17 protein-coding genes and 1 riboswitch are annotated in these 18,381 nt (G+C 75.5%); of the genes, 8 read left to right on the plus strand and 9 right to left on the minus strand.

Translation table 11 applies throughout. From position 1 onward, the window contains the following. Nucleotides 1-13: 13 nt before the first annotated feature. Nucleotides 14-781 carry an alpha/beta hydrolase gene (locus ABEA04_RS15030; protein ID WP_345460092.1) on the plus strand — a complete coding sequence of 256 codons (768 nt, stop codon included), beginning with the start codon at nt 14-16 and terminating at the stop codon, nt 779-781. A gap of 10 nt (nt 782-791) precedes the next feature. Next, nucleotides 792-1,289 (plus strand): hypothetical protein, encoded by a 498-nt coding sequence (locus ABEA04_RS15035; protein WP_345460094.1) that lies wholly within the window; start codon nt 792-794, stop codon nt 1,287-1,289. Between the two features lie 330 nt (nt 1,290-1,619). Here the strand turns inward: ABEA04_RS15035 and ABEA04_RS15040 are convergent, their stop codons facing one another. From ABEA04_RS15040 to ABEA04_RS15060, 5 genes are read right to left on the minus strand one after another with little or no spacing between them, the layout of a single operon-like run. Then, a complete protein-coding gene (locus tag ABEA04_RS15040) occupies nt 1,620-2,567 on the minus strand; it encodes an ROK family protein (protein WP_345460096.1) in 948 nt (315 codons plus the stop codon). Between the two features lie 23 nt (nt 2,568-2,590). Next, on the minus strand, nt 2,591-3,529 hold the full coding sequence (locus ABEA04_RS15045; RefSeq protein ID WP_345460098.1) for an ROK family glucokinase: 939 nt from the start codon (nt 3,527-3,529) through the stop codon (nt 2,591-2,593). Then, nucleotides 3,526-3,978 carry a hypothetical protein gene (locus tag ABEA04_RS15050; protein ID WP_345460100.1) on the minus strand — a complete coding sequence of 151 codons (453 nt, stop codon included), beginning with the start codon at nt 3,976-3,978 and terminating at the stop codon, nt 3,526-3,528. Before ABEA04_RS15050 ends, ABEA04_RS15045 begins: the two co-directional genes overlap by 4 nt. Then, the gene (locus ABEA04_RS15055) at nt 3,975-5,168 is read right to left on the minus strand and encodes an ArsA family ATPase (protein ID WP_345460103.1); all 1,194 of its coding nucleotides are present in this window, start codon (nt 5,166-5,168) and stop codon (nt 3,975-3,977) included. Before ABEA04_RS15055 ends, ABEA04_RS15050 begins: the two co-directional genes overlap by 4 nt. Nucleotides 5,169-5,197: 29 nt before the next feature. Further along, nucleotides 5,198-5,644, minus strand: a complete 447-nt coding sequence (locus tag ABEA04_RS15060; protein WP_345460106.1) for an SRPBCC family protein — start codon at nt 5,642-5,644, stop codon at nt 5,198-5,200. A gap of 127 nt (nt 5,645-5,771) precedes the next feature. Between ABEA04_RS15060 and ABEA04_RS15065 the strand changes: the two genes are divergently transcribed. The 4 genes from ABEA04_RS15065 to ABEA04_RS15080 all read left to right on the plus strand — a co-directional run bounded on the left by ABEA04_RS15065 (nt 5,772) and on the right by ABEA04_RS15080 (nt 10,431). Beyond that, entirely contained in the window at nt 5,772-7,643 is a 1,872-nt protein-coding gene (locus tag ABEA04_RS15065; protein ID WP_345460109.1) for an AMP-dependent synthetase/ligase, read from the plus strand. 19 nt (nt 7,644-7,662) lie between these two features. Continuing rightward, the gene (locus ABEA04_RS15070) at nt 7,663-9,282 is read left to right on the plus strand and encodes a sensor histidine kinase (RefSeq protein WP_345460112.1); all 1,620 of its coding nucleotides are present in this window, start codon (nt 7,663-7,665) and stop codon (nt 9,280-9,282) included. A gap of 47 nt (nt 9,283-9,329) precedes the next feature. Then, nucleotides 9,330-9,995 carry a response regulator gene (locus tag ABEA04_RS15075; RefSeq protein ID WP_345460115.1) on the plus strand — a complete coding sequence of 222 codons (666 nt, stop codon included), beginning with the start codon at nt 9,330-9,332 and terminating at the stop codon, nt 9,993-9,995. 259 nt (nt 9,996-10,254) lie between these two features. Continuing rightward, nucleotides 10,255-10,431 (plus strand): Flp family type IVb pilin, encoded by a 177-nt coding sequence (locus ABEA04_RS15080; protein WP_345460118.1) that lies wholly within the window; start codon nt 10,255-10,257, stop codon nt 10,429-10,431. A gap of 30 nt (nt 10,432-10,461) precedes the next feature. Here the strand turns inward: ABEA04_RS15080 and ABEA04_RS15085 are convergent, their stop codons facing one another. From ABEA04_RS15085 to ABEA04_RS15100, 4 genes are all read right to left on the minus strand, one after another. Then, entirely contained in the window at nt 10,462-11,667 is a 1,206-nt protein-coding gene (locus tag ABEA04_RS15085) for a M48 family metalloprotease (RefSeq protein WP_345460121.1), read from the minus strand. Nucleotides 11,668-11,716: 49 nt separating this feature from the next. Beyond that, nucleotides 11,717-12,946, minus strand: a complete 1,230-nt coding sequence (locus tag ABEA04_RS15090; protein WP_345460124.1) for a hypothetical protein — start codon at nt 12,944-12,946, stop codon at nt 11,717-11,719. A 152-nt stretch (nt 12,947-13,098) separates the two neighbouring features. Continuing rightward, complete coding sequence (locus ABEA04_RS15095; protein WP_345460127.1) at nt 13,099-14,085, minus strand: C40 family peptidase; 987 nt, start codon at nt 14,083-14,085, stop codon at nt 13,099-13,101. A gap of 11 nt (nt 14,086-14,096) precedes the next feature. Next, a riboswitch (cyclic di-AMP (ydaO/yuaA leader) is annotated at nt 14,097-14,281 on the minus strand. A 98-nt stretch (nt 14,282-14,379) separates the two neighbouring features. Continuing rightward, nucleotides 14,380-14,595 carry a hypothetical protein gene (locus ABEA04_RS15100; RefSeq protein WP_345460130.1) on the minus strand — a complete coding sequence of 72 codons (216 nt, stop codon included), beginning with the start codon at nt 14,593-14,595 and terminating at the stop codon, nt 14,380-14,382. A gap of 128 nt (nt 14,596-14,723) precedes the next feature. On the opposite strand from ABEA04_RS15100, the gene ABEA04_RS15105 reads away from it, so the two are divergent. Further along, the gene (locus ABEA04_RS15105; protein WP_345460133.1) at nt 14,724-16,484 is read left to right on the plus strand and encodes an NUDIX hydrolase; all 1,761 of its coding nucleotides are present in this window, start codon (nt 14,724-14,726) and stop codon (nt 16,482-16,484) included. A gap of 103 nt (nt 16,485-16,587) precedes the next feature. Continuing rightward, nucleotides 16,588-18,381, plus strand: coding sequence for a DEDD exonuclease domain-containing protein (locus ABEA04_RS15110; RefSeq protein ID WP_345460136.1), 1,794 nt, complete (start codon nt 16,588-16,590; stop codon nt 18,379-18,381).

An 18,381-nucleotide genomic window follows, 5' to 3' on the forward strand; every position in this document is an offset into this window, starting at 1 on the left:
ATGATCACCCGGCGTGGTCGACGACCTGCACGCGCCCCTGATCATCCCCGCCCGCTCCGAGCTCACCGGAGGGCGGCGGATCGCCGTCCTGCTGAGCCACGGCTTCACCGGCTCGCCGGTCTCGATGCGGCCCTGGGGCGAGCACCTCGGCGCGCTCGGCTACGGCGTCGTCGTCCCGCGGCTGCCCGGGCACGGCACCAGCTGGGAGGAGCTCAACGACCTGCGCTGGGACGACTGGTACGGCGAGGCCACGCGGGTCTTCGACCAGCTGTGCCTCGACCACGACGCCGTCGTCCTCGGCGGGCTGTCGATGGGCGGGGCGATCGTGCTGCGGCTCGCGGCCGAGCACCCCGACCGCGTCGCCGGCGTCATGGTGGTCAACGCCGCGCTGGCCTCCAAGCGGCTCGACCTCAAGCTGCTGCCGGTGATCAAGCGCCTGGTGCCGTCGCTCAAGGCCATCGGCGACGACATCAAGAAGCCCGGCGTCAGCGAGCACGCCTACCCGCGCACCCCGCTGCGGGCGCTCGACTCCTTCCGCAGCACCTGGCCCGAGGTCATCGCCGCGCTGCCGTCGGTGACGGCGCCGCTGCTGGTCTTCCGCTCGACCGTCGACCACGTCGTCGACGACCGCTCGCACCCGATCATCCTCGACCGCGTCGGATCGACCGACGTGCGCCAGGTGAGCCTGCCCGAGAGCTTCCACGTGGCCACCCTCGACCACGACGCGCCCACCATCTTCGAGGAGAGCGCTGCCTTCGTGGCCCGTGTGGCCGGGTCGTAGTCTCGACCGGGTGGGGCAGCGCGACGAGGACGACGAGGTCTGGCGCGCGATCGTCGACAACTACGGCGACCGTGCCCAGATCGACGCTGACCCGACGCAGTCCACCGCGCCCGAGACGGCCACGCCGTCCGAGCCGTCCGAGCCGTCCCAGCCGTCTGAACCGGCCCAGCCCGTCGTCCGCCGTGACCCCGAGCGCGCCCCCGACGGCCCACCCGACGCCTCCCGCCGCTCGTGGGACGACGAGTTCGTCGACTCCGACTGGACCACCGACCGCTTCGTCCCCCCGCCGCCGCCCCCGCTGCCCACCCCGCCGCACGACCGCATGGCCGCCTGGGCCGGCGTCTTCGGCTCCCCCGCCGTCCTCCTCGGCTGCCTCGTGCTCGGCATCGGCATCCCCGCCCTGCTCGCCTACCTGCTCGTCGCCGCCTTCGTCGGCGGGTTCGTCTACCTCGTCGTCAAGATGGACCGCCAGCCCCGCGACCCCGGCGACGACGGCGCGGTGCTGTAGCTCTCTGGTCGCTCTGCGGGGTGGCCCCGTGCCGCCCCCTCGCGCCAGCCTCCTCCGCTGCCGCGACCTGAGCCGGCGAGGGGTCCGGCACTCCGGGCCACCCCTCCGCTCCGTGCGCCCTGTGGTGCCGTTCCCGTCGGCTCGGGGCGCCCACGTTCGATCGATTCCCGCCACGTGGGTCGGGTCATCCGCCCATAGTCCCTGACGAAAATCAAGGTCCGAGCCCGGATTCTCTTGATTTTCGTCAGGGACTACCGCTGCCGACCTGTCGCGATAGTCCCTGACGTTCGCGGGGTCGAATCGGCCGTTGGACCCCGCAAACGTCCGGGACTATCCCCCGAGGGGGCGGACGAGGAGGGAGGCGCCGACGAGGCCGGCGGCGGGGCCGAGGGCGGCGACGACGAGGGACGGCGGGGTGCGGTGGCCGGTGCCGACGAGACGGCGGGCGAGGGCGGCGCGGGCGGGCTCGAGCAGCCGCTCCCCCGCGGCCGAGACGCCGCCGCCGACGACGACCACCTCGGGGTCGAGGGTGGCGACCACGCCGGCGAGCCCGACGCCGAGCCAGTCGCCCACGGTGGCGAAGGCGCGGCGCGCCACGAGGTCGCCGTCCTCGGCCGCCGCGGAGACCATCGGGCCGGTCAGGCGCTCGGGACGACCGCCGCACAGCTCGAGCAGCATCGTCGGCTCCACCCGCATCCGCTCGCGCGCGAACCGCACCAGCGCGTTGCCCGAGGCGTACTGCTCCCAGCAGCCCGACTGCCCGCACTCGCACGCCCGGCCGCCGGGCACCAGCTGGGAGTGCCCGAACTCGCCGGCCATCCCCTGCTGCCCCCGCCACACCTCGCCGCCGAGCACGATGCCGCCGCCGATGCCGGTGCCCATCGTCACCATCACCGCGGACGACGCCCCGCGCGCCGCCCCGAGGCGGCTCTCGGCGAGCGCGGCGCAGGTGGCGTCGTTGTCGAGCCTCACCGGCACGCCCCAGCGCTGCTCGAGCCGCTCGCGCACCGGGTCGTCGGCCCACGGCAGGTGGGGGGCGAAGCGCACGCGCTCGCCCGCGGCGTCCACGAAGCCGGCCGCGGCGAGCCCGACGCCGTCGACCGAGCGGCCGTCGGAGACCTCGAGCACCGCCTCGGTGAGGGCGTCCTCGACGACGGCCACCTCGACGCGGCGGCCGGGCGTGCGGCGCTCGGCGGTGCGCACCACCGTGCCGTCGGCCGCGACCTCGCCGGCCAGCACCTTCGTGCCGCCGACGTCGACGCCGAGGTAGACCCCCATGCCCGCCCGGTCCCGTCCGCGCGTCAGCGACGGGCCAGGTCGGCGGCGCCGATGACGCCGGCGCGGTTGCCGAGCGAGGCGGCCCGGACGTCGAGCAGCGGGCGGACGCCGCGGCCGATCACCTGCTGCTCGAAGGCCCGGCGCACCGGGTCGAGCAGCAGGTCGCCGGCCTCGCTGACGCCGCCGCCGATGACCACCGAGCCGGGGTCGAGGATGTTGGCGAGCGAGGCCACCGCCTCGCCGAGCCAGGTGCCGAGCTCGCTGACGCGGGAGATCGCGAACGGGTCGCCGTCAGCCGCCGCGGCGGTGATGAGGGGGCCGTCGATGGCGTCGACGTCGCCGCCGGCGCGCGCCAGCAGCGCGGCCGCCTCGGGCTGGTCGGCCAGCGCGCGGGTGCCGCGCACGAGGGCCGAGCCGCTGGCGTACTGCTCCAGGCAGCCGAGGTTGCCGCAACCGCACTGCCGCCCGCCGCGCACGACCCGCATGTGGCCGATCTCGGCGGCGACGCCGAACGCGCCGCGGTAGAGCTCGCCGTTGGCCACGATGCCGCCGCCGACCCCGGTGCCGACGGTGACCATGAGCATGTCGTGGGCGTCGGCCGCGGCGCCGAAGGTGAACTCGCCCCAGGCGGCGGCGTTGGCGTCGTTCTCGACCACCACGGGCAGGTTGACGCGCGCCTCGAGCTCGCCGCCGAGGTCCTCGTCGCGCCAGGCGATGTTCGGCGCGAACATGACCTTGCGGCGTCCGGCGTCGACGTAGCCGGCCGCGCCGACGCCGACCGCGACGATCTCGTGGCGCCGCGCCAGCTCGAGCACGAGCTCGGCGATGGCGTCGTCGATGGCCTGCGCGTCGTTCGCCGGCGAGACCACGCGGTGCTCGTCGACCACCGTGCCCTGCTCGTCGACCACGGCGCCGGCGATCTTGGTGCCGCCGATGTCGATGCCGCAGGTCAGTCCGATCACGTCGCTCCTCTGTCGTGGGGGTGTTCGTGGGGGTGTTCGTCGGGGTCGTCCCCGTCGAGGTCGATCTTCTCGAACCCCGACTCCTCGCCCGCGCCCGCGGGTCGCTCCCGCGTCGGCTGCGGCAGCGAGGCCAGCAGCTCGGACGCCGCCTGCAGCAGCGACGACGCCGCGCTCGTCAGGTGCGTGCGCACCTCGGGGTTCAGCTCGCGCACGGCGTGGACGGCGCGGCACACCGGGCACCAGCGGCACTCCTCGGCGCCGGTGGCGACGTGGTCGCCGAGCTCGGACACCGAGCCCGCCATCGCACCGGCCACCGCGCCGAGGTCGGCGCCGCCGGCGTCGCGCGCCCAGGTCGAGAGCGCGCCGAACAGCTTGGCGGCCTCCTCGCCCACGCTGCCGACGTCGGGGTGCTCGCCGTCGGTGCCGCTCCCGGGGGTCTCGTCGCTCACGCCGTCCCCCTCGCCGTGCCCTGCGCGGGCGCCTCGCGGAACCGCACCCGCAGCTCGCCGTCGTCGACGCCGGCGCCGGCCACGCGCAGCCGCGCCAGCCCGGCGGGCAGCGTCAGCAGCCGACGATAGGACCCGACGGTCACCACCAGCTCGTCGCCGTGCCGGGCCAGGTCGACCTCGTCGCGCGTCACGAGGGGCAGCGCGAGGTGCAAGGTGGCGCCGCTCGTGGTGCGGGTGACCCGGAACGGCCCGTCGCCGGGCGGCACGGCGAGCGGGTCGTCGTCGCCGTAGAGCTCGGCGGCGAGGTCGCGCAGCGCGGTCACGCCCACCGGCTCGGCGGGCAGGTACTCCGAGCGCCACACCGGCACCCCGGCGAACGACTGCGCCACCTCGGCGAGCACGGCGTCCTGCGCCTGCACCCACCGCGCCCGCCACGGGTCGGCGCCCTCGGCCGGGAAGACCCGGTTGGCCACGACGCCGTCGACCCGGTAGCCGAACAGCGAGAGGCTGGTGAGGCTGCGTCGCGCCTCGGCCAGGACGACGCTCTCGGGCGTCAGCACGATGCGCACGCCGGCGTCGGGTCCCGAGAGCAGCGCGTGCACCTCGCCGAGCTCGTGGTGCAGCCGCTCGACGGCCTCGAAGACCCCGCCGCCGGGCATGGGGACGCCGGCGGCGCGGCCGAGCACCGGCCGCAGCGCCCGCATCACCCGCTGCTGGGTCGGGAAGATCCGCTGCATGTACCACCCGAGCGCCTCGGGCAGCGCCAGCAGCCGCAGCGTCTCGGCGGTGGGCGCGCAGTCGACGACGACGACGTCCCACTCCCCCGACAGCGCGTGCAGCCGCAGCTCGAGCAGCGCCAGCACCTCCTCTGCGCCGGGGATGACGGTCAGCTCCTCGGCGGCCACCGGGTCGACCCCGGCGACGTCGAGCACCGAGAGCAGGTAGCCCTGCACCTCGGCCCACGACTGCTCGAAGCGCAGCTGGGCGTCGACCTGCTGCACGTGCAGCCGCTCGGCGACCTCGGTGGGCTCGGAGCCGACGTCGACCCCGAACGCGTCGCCCAGGGAGTGGGCGGCGTCGGTCGACAGCACGAGCGTGCGGTGCCCCGCCGCGGCGGCGAGCGCGGCGGTGCCGGCGGCGACGGTGGACTTGCCCACGCCGCCCTTGCCGGTGAACAGGACGATGCGCACGGGACTGCTCGGTCTGGGTCGGGCCCGGCTCAGCCGAGCGACTCGACGCGCTGCTTGAGCCCCTTGAGGGCGGTGTCGATGAGCACCTTCTCGCCCTTGCGCTTGAGCATGCCGATCAGCGGGATCGAGATGTCGAGCGCGAGCCGGTAGGTGACCTCGGTCGAGCCGCCCCGGTCGACGAGCACGTAGGCGCCGTCGAGCGCGCGCAGCAGCTTGCCCTCGACCAGGGTCCAGGTGACCTCGCGGTCGCCGTGCCAGGTGTAGGACAGCGTGTACTCGTCCTTGATCGGGGTGACGTCGAGGGAGAAGAAGACCTCCTTGGCGCGCCCGTCCTGCTCGGGGCCGTGGCTGGCGCGCACCTCGGCGACCTTCACGCCCTTGGCCCACTGCGGGTAGGCCTCGAAGTCGGCGATCACGGCCATCACCGCAGCCGGTGGGGCGTCGACCACGATCGAGGAGGTGGTCTGCTCGGGCATGGGCGCGAACCTACCGGATCGCCCGCGCCGCGCGGCGGCGTGCCCGAGGACACGGTCCGGGCGGCCCGGGCGGCCCGGGCGGCCCGGGCGACGGCCGGCGCGGGGCCCCGGGCGCTACCTTGCCCGTGTGCGTGAGTACTCCACCCCGCTGACGCTCGACCTGCCCACCGCCGGCAACCTCACCGACGCCGTGGTGCGCAACGCCGAGCGCGCCCCGCAGCGGGTCGCGTTCTCGCGCCGTCCGCCCGCGGCCGCGCCCGACGCCGACTGGGACGACGTCACCGCGGCCGCGTTCCTCGACGAGGTGCGCGGCGTCGCGAAGGGCCTGGTCGCCCTCGGTGTCGGGGCGGGCGACCGCGTGGTGCTGATGTCGAGCACGCGCTACGAGTGGACGCTGCTCGACTACGCCATCTGGTTCGCGGGCGCGGTCACCGTGCCGGTCTACCCCTCCTCCCCCGCCGCCACCGTCGAGCTCGCGCTGGGCGACAGCGGCGCCCGGGCCGCGCTGGTCGAGACGAGCGACCACCTCGCGCTCGTGGACGGCGTCCGCGGCGGCCTCGACGCGCTCGCCCACGTGCTCGCCCTCGACGAGGGCGCGGTCGACGACCTCGTCCGCCGCGGCGCCGACGTCGCCGACGACGTCCTCGAGCAGCGGCGGGCGGCGGCCGGGCCCGACGACCCCGCCACCGTCATCTACACCTCCGGCACCACCGGACGGCCCCGCGGCTGCGTGCTCACCCACGGCAACCTGATGACCGAGGTCGCGGTCACCCTCCACGAGCTCGGCACGCTGTTCGCGCCCGACGCCCAGGAGTCGGACGACGGCGACGGCGGTGGTGCCGACGCCGGCGGCGCCACCGGCGGGGACGACGCGGCCCCGGCCACCCTGCTGTTCCTGCCCCTCGCGCACGTGCTCGCCCGCGTCATCCAGGTCGGCGCGGTGACGGCCGGCGTGCGGCTCGGCCACAGCGCCGGCGCGGTGACCCTCGCCCCGACCCTGCGCTCCTTCCGCCCGACGTTCGTGCTCGCCGTCCCGCGCGTGTTCGAGAAGCTGTTCACCACGGCCTCGCAGCGCGCCACCGCCGACGGCCGCGGTGCCGTCTTCGACCGCGCCGTCACCACCGCCATCGCCTGGTCGCGCGCCCTCGACCGCGGACGCCGCTCGCCGGTGCTGCGGGCGCGCCACGCCGTGATGGAGCGGCTCGTCTACCGCCGCCTGCGCGACGACCTCGGCGGTCGCTGCCGCTTCGCCGTCTCGGGCGGCGCGCCGCTGGGCGACCGGCTCGGCCACTTCTACCGTGGCATCGGCATCCCGGTGCTCGAGGGCTACGGCCTCACCGAGACCACCGCCGCCATCACCACCAACACCCCCGAGGCGCACAAGGTCGGCACCGTCGGCCGGCCGCTGCCCGGCGCCGCCGTGCGGGTCGACGACGACGGCGAGCTGCTGGTGCGCGGCGGCCAGGTCTTCGCCGGCTACTGGGACGACGACGCCGCCACCGCCGAGGTGCTCGACGCCGACGGTTGGCTGCACACCGGCGACGTCGGCGAGGTCGACGACGAGGGCTTCGTGCGCGTCACCGGGCGCAAGAAGGAGATCCTGGTGACCGCGGGCGGCAAGAACGTCGCCCCCGCCGTCCTCGAGGACGGGCTGCGCGCGCACCCCCTGGTCAGCCAGGCGCTGGTCGTCGGCGACCGGCAGCCGTTCGTGGCCGCGCTGGTCACGCTGGACGCCGAGGCGCTGGCGCAGTGGGCGCAGGGCCACGGCAAGCGCGGCGGGCCGGCCGAGCTGGCCCGCGACGACGACCTCGTCGCCGAGGTGCAGCAGGCGGTCGACGCCGCCAACGCGCAGGTCTCCAAGGCCGAGTCGATCCGCCGGTTCGTCGTGCTCGACCGCGACTGGACCGAGGAGGCCGGGCACCTGACGCCGAGCCTGAAGCTGCGCCGCAACGTCGTCGTCCGGGCGTTCCGCGACGAGATCGCCGACCTGTACCGGTGAGCCCCAGGGTGAGACCCAGGTGAGCGCCGGCCCCGGCGGCCCCGCTGGCACCACCGGGCCCGTCGGGCTGCTGCGCGGCGACCGGGCGGCGCAGGCGCCGAGCCCGCAGGCCGCCCGCATCGTGATGGGGGCGCGGCTGCTCGCGCTCGTCGCCATCGGCGCGCCGGTGCTCTGGTACCGCGAGTCGATGACGCTGCTCGCGCTGGTCGCGATCAGCCTGGTGTGGGTGCTGTGCACGCTCGCCGAGCGCAGCGCCGAGCTGGTGCGGGTGGCGGCGCTGCTCGACGCCGCGGCGGTCGGGCTGGCCAGCGGTCAGATCGTGCAGGACACGCAGGCGATCCTGCTGGTGCTGGCGCTGCCGGCGTTCGCGGCCGCCGTCCTCGGGGGCGCCCGGCGCAGCCTGGTGGCGCTGCTGGTCGAGCTGGCGGCGTTCGTGCTGAGCGTGCTCGTGGCCTACCAGGGCTTCACCGCCGACCAGACCCTCGCCACCTTCACCGCCGGCATGGCCGCGCTCGGCCTCGGCCTGATCGGCACTTTCGTGCACGCCGCGCTCGCCCCCACCGACACCGACCACGCGCCCTACCTCGACGCCCAACGGCTGATCCGGCAGCTGCTCGACCTCTCCGACGACCTCAGCTCGGGCCTCGACGTCACGACGCTGGCCGGCGAGGTGGTCGCCGTGGTCGGCGACGCGCTGCCCACCGCCGGCATGGCGCTGTACGTGCCCCGCGGCGAGGTGCTGGTGCCGCTGGTGAGCCGCACCCCCGAGGGGGCCGGCGGACGTGACGACCTGACGGCCGCCGAGGAGCTCGCCGGTGAGGCGTGGGCCCGCTCGCTGCCCCTGTCCGACCGCCGCACCTTCGCCTTCCCCGTGGGCGAGTCGGCGGTCCTCGGCGGCGTCCTGTCGCCGACGGCGGGGCTCAGCGCCGACGAGGTCGCCCGCACCACGCAGCGGCTGCGGGCCGACCTGCGCACCAAGGCGGTGCAGCTCGACACTGCCGTGCTGTTCGCCGACTTCCGCGACACCGCCTCGGCCGACGTCCGGCGCCGGCTCGCCCGCGAGATGCACGACGGCGTCGCGCAGGACATCGCCTCGCTCGGCTACGTCGTCGACGCGCTGGCCGCGCGGCCGGCGTCCGACGAGCAGCGCGCGCAGCTGGAGATGCTGCGCGAGCGCATCAGCCGCATCGTGGCCGAGGTGCGGCAGTCGGTGCTGACGCTGCGCACCAGCATCGGCGAGTCCGAGAGCCTCGGGGCCGCGATCGGCGCGGTGGCGCGGCACCTCAGCGAGGCCTCGCAGATCCCGATCCAGGTGCGGCTCGACGAGCACGCGACGCGGCTGCGGCCCGACGTCGAGTCCGAGCTGTTCCGCATCGCGCAGGAGGCGATGAACAACGCCATCAAGCACGCCGAGTGCACCAGCATCGAGGTCACCTGCACCGTCTACGCGCCCGACGCGCTGATCACGGTCGTCGACGACGGCCGCGGGCTGCAGCAGGCCCGCAGCGACTCGCACGGCATGAAGATCATGCGCGAGCGGGCCCGGCTGGCCGGCGGCCGGCTCACCGTGGAGGACCGTCCGGACGGCGGTCTGACCGTCGCCGTCCAGATCGGCGACCCCCGTCGCGGCACCGCCTGAGGGGCGGGGAGGTTCCCCTGCCGGTCGGGGGGTGCGAGAGTCATCCCATGAGCGACGGCATCCGCCTCCTGCTGGTCGATGACCACGAGCTCATCCGCAGCGGTCTCGGCACGGTCATCGGCATGGAGCCCGACATGGACGTCGTCGGCACGGCCGCCACGGTCGCCGAGGCTCTGGAGCGCATCCGCGAGCTGCGCCCGAACGTGATCGTGGCCGACCTGCAGCTGCAGGACGGCACGGGCCTCGACATCGTGCGCGCGGTGCGCAGCAAGCGCAGCGACGTCGGCGTCATCGTGCTGACGATGCACTCCGGGGACGACCAGATCTTCGCCGCGATGGAGGCCGGCGCCTCCGGGTTCGTCGGCAAGGACGCCCCGTCCTCCGAGGTCGTGAAGGCCGCCCGCCACGCCGCGGTCTCCCCCGGCTCGTTCATCTGCGCCGGCCTGGTCGGGGCGATGATGCGCCGCACCACCGGCGAGTCGGCCTCGCTGACCAAGCGCGAGCACGACGTCCTGCTGCTGCTCGCCGACGGCCTGAGCGCCTCGGCCATCGGCGAGCGGCTCTACCTGAGCGAGTCGACCGCCAAGTCGCACATCACGCGCATCTACCAGAAGCTCGGCGCAACCAACCGCGCCCAGGCCCTCGTCACCGCCATGCGCATCGGCCTGCTCTCCATCGTCCGACCCCGCCCCGCCGGCTCGCCCCGGCGATAGGTCGCGACACGTCGTCGGCGGTAGTCCCTGACGAAGATCAAGGTTCTGAACCCGGAATCCTTGATTGCCGTCAGGGACTACCGGCCGACCGTGTGACACCCGGGTCGGCCAGGAGTTGCCATCCGACCCGGGTGCGGGGGTGACCAGGGGGTCGGGACGAGAGGTCGATCACACGGCGAGGTCGGGGCCAGGATGATGCGGCTCGCGGGGGTCCGTCACTCGGACGGCGGGCCCCACCCCCACAGGCTCGGAGACCCCCATGACCGTCGTCCGCAGGCTGCTCGACGCCGTCCGAACGACCCGTCACCGCCTCGACCGCGGGGCGACCTCGCTGGAGTACGGGCTGCTCGTCGCCGGCATCGTGATCGTGGTGGTGGCCGGAGTGCTGCTGCTCGGCGGGCACCTCGATGCGGCGTTCTCGCAGACCGCGGACTGAGGCCGGGACGCCGGTCCGGCGGGACGCCGGCTAGCGTCCGCCGACCCGCTCGGCCACCGCCACCCGCGTGAGCACACCGGGGTGGGTGCCGAACCACAGCGCCGCCAGGGCCGGCGGCGTCGGGTCGGCGAGGGAGCGCAGCGTCAGCCGGCGCTGCATCGCGACGAACGCGTCGGGGTCGCCGGTGGCGCGCACGGCGTCGACGTCGGCGCGGGTCTCGATCGCGCGGCTGACGGCGTTCTGCGCGGGCGCGGCGAGCAGCGTCGCCACCGCGACGAGCGCCAGGACGACCGGGACGACGGCGGGCTCCCCCGGCCCGGGCGCGCCGCGCCGCCGCAGCCACCCCAGCGCCAGCGCGAGCAACCCGACGCCGGCGGCCGCCCCCGCCGCGCCGAGCACCGTGCCGGTGACGACGTCGCCGTGGCTGGCGTGGGCGAGCTCGTGGGCCACCACCGAGAGCGCCTCGTCGTCGTCCAGCGTCTCGACGAGCGTGTCGTAGACGACGACCCGCCGGGTGCCGCCGAACCCCGAGACGTAGGCGTTGAGCGTGGTGGTGCGCCGCGACGCGTCGGCCACCAGGACGTCGTCGACCCGCACGCCCTCGCGGTCGGCCAGCTCGAGGATGCCCGCGCGCAGCGGACCGTCGGGCAGCGGCTCGAAGTCGTTGAACAGCGGCTCGACGGCCACCGGGTAGACGAACGAGCCGACCACGACGAGCGCGGCCGCCAGTGTGCCGACGACGGCCGGCCACGCCCGGCACCACCGGCGGGCGCAGCCGATGACGACGACGACCCCGATCGAGGCGACGACGACCGCCACCGCCTCGCGCAGCACGACGTCGGTCGCGAACGCCGTCCACGCCTGCCCGGTGAGGCCGCGGTCGAGGCGCAGCCGCTGCAGGCCCACCGCGAACGGCAGCGTCAGCAGCCGGCCGACCACCGTCAGCACGACGACGGCCGCCACCGCCTGCAGCCACCACGGCCCGGGCACCCGCGAGGTCGCGCGGCCGACCAGCCGGCGTCCACGGGCGCTCAGCCCGAGCCAGCACGCCACCGCCAGCGAGACGCCCAGCGACGACCACGACCACACCCGTGCCCAGCGGGAGTAGGCCTCGGCCCGCGCCAGCTGGGCGTCGGTGAACAGCTCGTGGGCCGGCACCGGCTCGACCGGCCCACCCGGGACGGCGTCCCACGGCACCAGCAGCACGCCGAGCACCACCAGGACAACGAGGCCCACCGCCAGCGTGACCAGCGCGACGCGGCGCTCGACCCTCGCGCCGGCCCTCTCAGGCCGCGGCACCGGGCAGCCCGGCCAGGCGGGCCCGCCAGGCCCGCACCAGGTCGGCGACGCTCCAGCCGAACCCGTCGGCCAGCGCCTGCTCGAGGTCGGCGCCGTCGCTGACCCGCGTGTAGAGGCGCTCGAGCGCCTCCCCGTCGCGCCGCTCGGCGAGCGTCACGCACACCAGCCACGCCGCCTCGTAGACGGCGCCGAGGTGCGGGCCGCGGGTGTCGAACTCGGCGGTGCCGGGCAGCGCCGTCGGCAGCCCGTCGGCCCGCACCTGCCCGGCCACCTGGCCCGCGGTCTCGCGCAGCGACAGGTCGACGTCGCGCAGCGCGACGTAGTCGGCGAAGCCCTCCACCAGCCAGGTCGGCGCCTGGCTCAGCGGGGCGTCGGTGGCGACGTGCGTGGCCTCGTGGGTCAGCACCACCTGCCGCCCCACCGGGCCGAGGGTGTCGAAGACGTCGGGGTTGACGAAGACGTGCACCGGCGAGCCCGCGGCCACCGACCCGTCGGCGGTGCCCGCCACCGCCGCTATCTGGCCGTAGCTGCCCTCCTCGGCGTCGAGGGCCCGCTCGAGCGCGGCGCCGTCGGCCGGCACCTCCACGACGAGCCGCGGGCGCCACGTGGTCACGACCGAGGCGACCTCGGGCACGGCCCGCGCCGCCAGCCGGCGGTAGGTCTCGGTCGCGGCACCGGGGTCGGCCACCACCACGAGCAGGTCGCGGGTGCGGACGACGTCCGTCGGCCCGCTCAGCCACACCGGCGTGCGCAGCGACCCGCCGCCCAGGCCCGCCACGAGCGCCGGGGTGCCGGCGCGACCGGACGGCGCGAACCGCACCTGCACCTCGGTGGTCGCGCTCGCGCGGTCGAACCCGGCGTAGCGCCAGCCGACGTCGACCGCGGCGGCCCAGGTGCCGTCGTCGGCGGGCGCCCCCTCCTCGTCGACGTAGCGCATCGTGACGTCGACGACCCGTGCGGCGACGGCGGTGTCGACGACCTCGCCGAGCCGCGTGGCGGCGTCGGCGTCGGCCGGGTCGGCCAGCGCCTCGGCGGCGGCCCGGTCGCCGTCCTCGACCGCCCGGGCCAGGCGCTGCAGCGCGAGGGCCGCCGCCCCGGCATCGACCCGGGCGGTGCCGTCGGTGGGGACGGCGGCGGCGTAGGGCTCGTCGTCCGGGTCGGTCGGCTCGTCGGGGACGACGACCAGCCACGTCACCGTGCCGAGCGCCACCAGCACGAGCAGCGTCAGGCCGACCGGCCACCAGCGCAGGGGGCCGGCCGCACCCGGGGTCGGGTGGTCGGGCTCGCTCAGCGCACGGCCCTCCGGTCGGTCGGTCTCGGCCCGAGACTAGCCGCGGCGCCCCAGCGGCGGGCACCCGTCGTGCGGGGTCAGCCCGGTCGGACGGCGCCGACGAGCGGCATCTCGTTCATCGGGGAGACCTTGACGCCGGCGCCCGGGTTGGCCGCGTGGACGATCATGCCGTTGCCGATGTACATGCCCACGTGGCTGATGGGGCTGTAGTAGAAGACCAGGTCGCCCGGCTGCAGGTCGCTGGTGGAGACGCGGGTGCCGGTGCCGTACTGGGCGGCCGAGGAGTGCGGCAGGCCGATGCCGGCCTGGGCCCACGCCATCATCGTCAGGCCCGAGCAGTCGAAGGCGCTCGGACCGGCGGCGCCGTAGACGTAGGCGTCGCCGACCTGGGCCATCGCGTACTGCACGGCCGCGGCGGCGCGGCCGGAGGCGGGGACGTCGGAGGGCACGCGGGTCGAGCCGCGCGAGAGCAGCGCCTGCCGCTCCTCCTCCTTGAGGTCGGAGAGGAGGTCCTTGGCGTCGGCGAGCTTGTCGTCGATGGTCTGCTTCTCGTCGGCGAGCTGCTCCTCGACGTCGGCGACCTGCTCGAGCCGCTTCTCGGTGGCGTCACGGCGGATGGCCAGCGCCTCGAGGCCGGTGGAGTAGTCGTCGAACATGCCGCGCTGCAGCTGGTCGTAGGACGACATCGTCGACAGCGTCGACAGCAGCGCGCCGGGGTCGCCGGCGGCGGCGAGGTCGTCGACCGCACCGAGGTCGCCCTCGGCGCCGAACTGGCGCAGGATCGCCTGGCGCACCTCGTCGCGGACGCCGCCCAGCGAGCGGGCGGCGCGGCGCTCGTCGGACCGCAGCCCGGCGAGGTCGCGCTTGAGGTCGGTGAGCTCGATCTTGGCGTCGTTGTAGCGCTCGGAGGCCTGCTCGGCCTCGTGGTAGAGCCGGTCGACCCGGTCCTGGACGTCGTCGATGTCGGGGTCCGCCTGGGCCGGTGAGCTCTGCACGAGCCCGAGGGTGGCCACGATGGAGACGGCGGCGGCCATGCTGGCCAGGCGCGCCCGGGGTGAGGTCACGAGATGGAGCGTCCTTCGCGTGTCGTACGCCTACCGGGTGAGCTGACGGATTCGGACACGACCTGCCCTACCCCTGCTCCTCGGACCGCGGGTGCGATCCGGTCTCACAGGGGATTCACCCCAGATACGTACGTGGTTCCCCGGCTCCGGCTCGACGGGCTCTCACCCGCGTCGCCGGACTCAGCGCGGCGTTCGCGCGGACCCGTCGGACCCGCTGGCACGAACACCAGCGGCCACCGTAATGGGTGGTCCCGAGCGCTGCCAACACGGCGTCCACATCCGTCCGACTCCCGCTCAGGCCGACTCGACGACCGGACCGGCGACGGGGACGACGAGCCGCAGCGGCGGCACCAGCCCGCCCTCGGCCAGCACGTCGAGCGCGCGCCTCTCGTCGTCGTCGATGCTCAGCTCGGCCAGCTCGGGCGGTGGCCCGAGCAGCACCGTGACCACGCAGTCGTGGCAGGCCAGGCCGCGCACCACGCAGGTGTCGCAGTCGATTCGTGTGCTCATGCGACGCACTCTGACCGCGACCACCGACAACGCCGTCCGGCCCGGCGTGGCGGACGACGACCAGGGCCGTCGCCACACCCGTCGCATGTGCACCACGAGGCCCGGGTCGGGACTGAGAGAGTGGGGGCGTGGGCTGGACCGACTGGATCGACGTGGCCGCGTCCGCCGTCGGACTCCTCATCGCCCTGACCCCGGTCGTGGTGCTGGTGGCGCGCCGCTCCGACTGGGGACTGCGTCGGGCGGCGTCCTCACGGGTGCGGCTGGGTGCCGCCGCCGTCCGGAGCACGCCCCTCACCGACCGGGTGCAGCGGCACCTGCTCGACCGGGCGGTCGAGGTGGCCCGCCAGAGCCCGACCGAGCCGATCACCTCCGGCCTGCCCGAGCTGCTGCGGGCCCTCGAGCTCGACGCCCCGCCGGTCTCCGGCAGCCGAGCCGTGCCCCGGCCCGCCGAGTGGCCGGCGGTGGCCGAGGCGATGCACGACGTCGCCGTGGAGGCCACCCGGCCGGGCTCGCGCCGCCTGGTGTGGTCGTGGCTGTTCCGCGAGGAGACCGAGCGGGTGCAGGCCTTCCTGGTCGCGCTGGTCGACGCGGTCACCCCGTTCGTCGAGCTGCGTCCCGTGCCGCCCGCCGTGGCCGGCTACACCGACGCGCCCGACTCGTTCGCGTCCTTCGTGCTTGCGCTGACCGGTCACCGGGTGCTCGTCGACGCCGCCGCCAGCAAGGCGCGGTGCGCCGACTCGGTGCTCATGTGGCACTCGGCCACCTACCTCGGCGCGCACGACGACGACGAGACCTTCGACGAGGCCCACCCGCCCGACAAGGCGCCGCACTGCGGCTACGCGCCGCCGGTGGGCTCCTACGACGGGCCGGTGCTGTTCACCCGAGGCGCCTCGCTGGCGGTGCTGCCGCAGCGCGACGGCCTGGTCTTCGTCGTCGAGACCGCACGCAGCTGCTTCGGTCTCAGCGAGGGCGCCGTCGGTCCGCCCGACCCGACGACCCCCGTCACCTGGACCCTCGGCGGCGGGCGGGCCTGCAAGCACCTCGGCAGCGTGACCGACGCCGACGACCCGCGCGCCGCGCCGTACGAGGTCGGGCCCCTCGGCACGCGCATCGCGTCCACGCCGCAGCCGCCGCGCACGTCCAACCTCACCGCCCAGGTGGCGGTGGTGACCCGCGACGGCCACGTGCTCCTGGCCCGTCGCACGGACGTCGTCGACCAGTCGCCGGGCAAGCTGACGGCGTCCGCGGGCGGCGTCCTCGCCCCCACGTTCGACGTCGACGCCGACGGGCTGCCCGACCCGGTCGTGGGCCTCAACCGCGAGACGCTGGAGGAGATCGGGCTCGAGATCCCGCGCGAGCAGCTGAAGCCGCTGTGCGTCTACCAGGTCAACGCCGACGGCCAGCTGGTCACCGCCGTGCTCTACCTCGCCCGCGTCGACCTGACCGCCGACCAGGTGGGCGACCACCAGCGGGTGCGCAGCGACACGGCCCGTGGCGCGTACGAGACCGAGGAGCTGGTGCCGGTCGCGATCGCGAGGCCCCGCGACGTCGCCGAGGCCCTCCTCGGCCACGTCGGGCGCAGTGACGGCCACGCGATGATGGCCGTCCTCTACGCCGCGCTCGCCCTGGGCCGCAACCGCGACCGGGCCGCCGACATCGTCGGCGCGGTGCACGCCGCCGCCGCACGGGCCGAGAGCGAGGGCCGGGGCCACGCGAACCTGCTGTGGTTCGACGAGACCGGGGGCGTGCGGCTGACCCGCAACCCCTACGACCTCGGCGCGAGCGTGCTGCCCGATCAGCTGCCGACCGGCGTCCCGGCGGCGTGGCGTGCGGCCTGGCGCGGGCTGCACGACGAGTCGAGCGCGCGCCGGGCCGCCGCGACCCCCTAGGCCGACCTCACACCCGTCACACCCGCACCACGGGGCCCAGCCCGGGGCCGGGCCGGGCGTGCCTGCACCACTGTGTCGGTGGCCCCGCCTAGCGTGCGGCGACATGACCACCACGGCCGGCCCGGGAGCGCGCTGGGAGGCGCAGCGCAGCCTCGACGAGCTCGGCCGCCCGCTGCGCGACCTCACGTTCTGCGTGGTCGACCTCGAGACCACCGGCGGGTCGGCGCAGGCCGGGTCGATGATCACCGAGATCGGCGCGGTCAAGGTGCGCGGGGGCGAGGTGCTGGGCGAGTTCCAGACGCTGGTGAACCCCCACACCGAGATCCCCGCCTTCATCGCGGTGCTCACCGGCATCACCAACTCGATGGTCAGCGACGCCCCACCGATCGAGTCGGCGCTGCCGGCGTTCCTCGAGTTCGCCGCCGGCTGCGTCCTGGTCGCCCACAACGCCCCCTTCGACGTCGGCTTCCTGCGCCACTTCGCCGAGCGGCAGCAGCGGCCGTGGCCCACCTTCGACGTCGTCGACACCGCCGTCCTCGCCCGCCGCGTGGTCACCCGCGACGAGGCGCCCAACCACAAGCTGTCCTCGCTGGCTCGGGTCTTCCGCTCCGGCACCACCCCCGACCACCGCGCGCTGTCCGACGCCCGCGCCACCGTCGACGTCCTGCACGGGCTGATGGAGCGGGTCGGCTGCCTCGGCGTCCACACGCTCGAAGAGCTGCAGACCTTCTCCACGCGCGTCAGCCCGGCCCAGCGCCGCAAGCGCCACCTCGCCGACGGCCTGCCGCACGCCCCCGGCGTCTACCTGTTCGAGGACGACGCCGAGCGCGTCCTCTACGTCGGCACCTCGCGCGACGTGCGGCGCCGGGTCCGCTCCTACTTCACCGCCTCCGAGACCCGCTCCCGCATGGGCGAGATGGTGCGGCTGGCCTCGCGGGTGCGGGCCATCGAGTGCGCGACGCCGCTCGAGGCCGAGGTGCGCGAGCTGCGGCTCATCGCGCAGCACAAGCCGTCCTACAACCGTCGCTCCCGCCATCCCGAGAAGGTCACCTTCCTCAAGCTCACCCGCGAGGCCTGGCCCCGGCTCTCGCTGGTCAAGCGGGTGCTCGACGACGACGCCGACTACCTCGGCCCGTTCTCCTCCCGCGCCGCCGCCGAGCAGTGCCTCGCCGCGCTGCACGACACCTTCCCGGTGCGCCAGTGCAGCGACCGGCTCGGCCGCGCCCCCAGCCGCACCGCGTGCGTCCTGGCCGAGATGGGCCGGTGCCTGTCCCCGTGCGACGGCAGCGTCGACGACCACACCTACGCCGCCGTCGTCCGGCAGCTGCGCGAGACGCTGCTGCAGCGGCCCGACGACGTCGTCGAGGTCGTCAACGCACGCATGGCCTCGCTGGCCGCCGACGAGCGCTACGAGGAGGCCGGCGTCCACCGGGACCGGCTGGCCTCGTTCGTGCGCGCCGCCGCCCGCACCCAACGGCTCACCTCGCTCACCCACTGCCGTGAGGTGGTCGCCATCCGCCGCGACGACGTCGCCACGCCGGGTGGGTCGAGCAGCGGCACCGCCACGCGCTGGGCCGTCCACGTCGTGCGCTACGGCCGTCTGGCCGCGGCCGGCGTCATCCCGCCCGGGGCCGACGCGCACGCCTACGTCGACCTGCTGCGCGCGGGCGCCGAGACCGTCCCGCCGCCGCCCGCCACGCCGGGTCCGGTGCCCGCGGCCACCGCCGAGGAGACCGAGCGGGTGCTGCGCTGGCTCGAGGCGCCCGGCGTCCGCCTGGTCGACGTCGACGGCGAGTGGACCTGCCCCGTCGCCGGCGCCGGCCGGCACCTCGACCTGCTGGCGGCCCGGCGGCTCGAGCCCGCGGCCTTCACGGCCTCGACGTCGTCTCTAGGCTGA

The organism is Nocardioides marinquilinus, assembly GCF_039543705.1.
GTDB lineage: Bacteria > Actinomycetota > Actinomycetes > Propionibacteriales > Nocardioidaceae > Nocardioides > Nocardioides marinquilinus.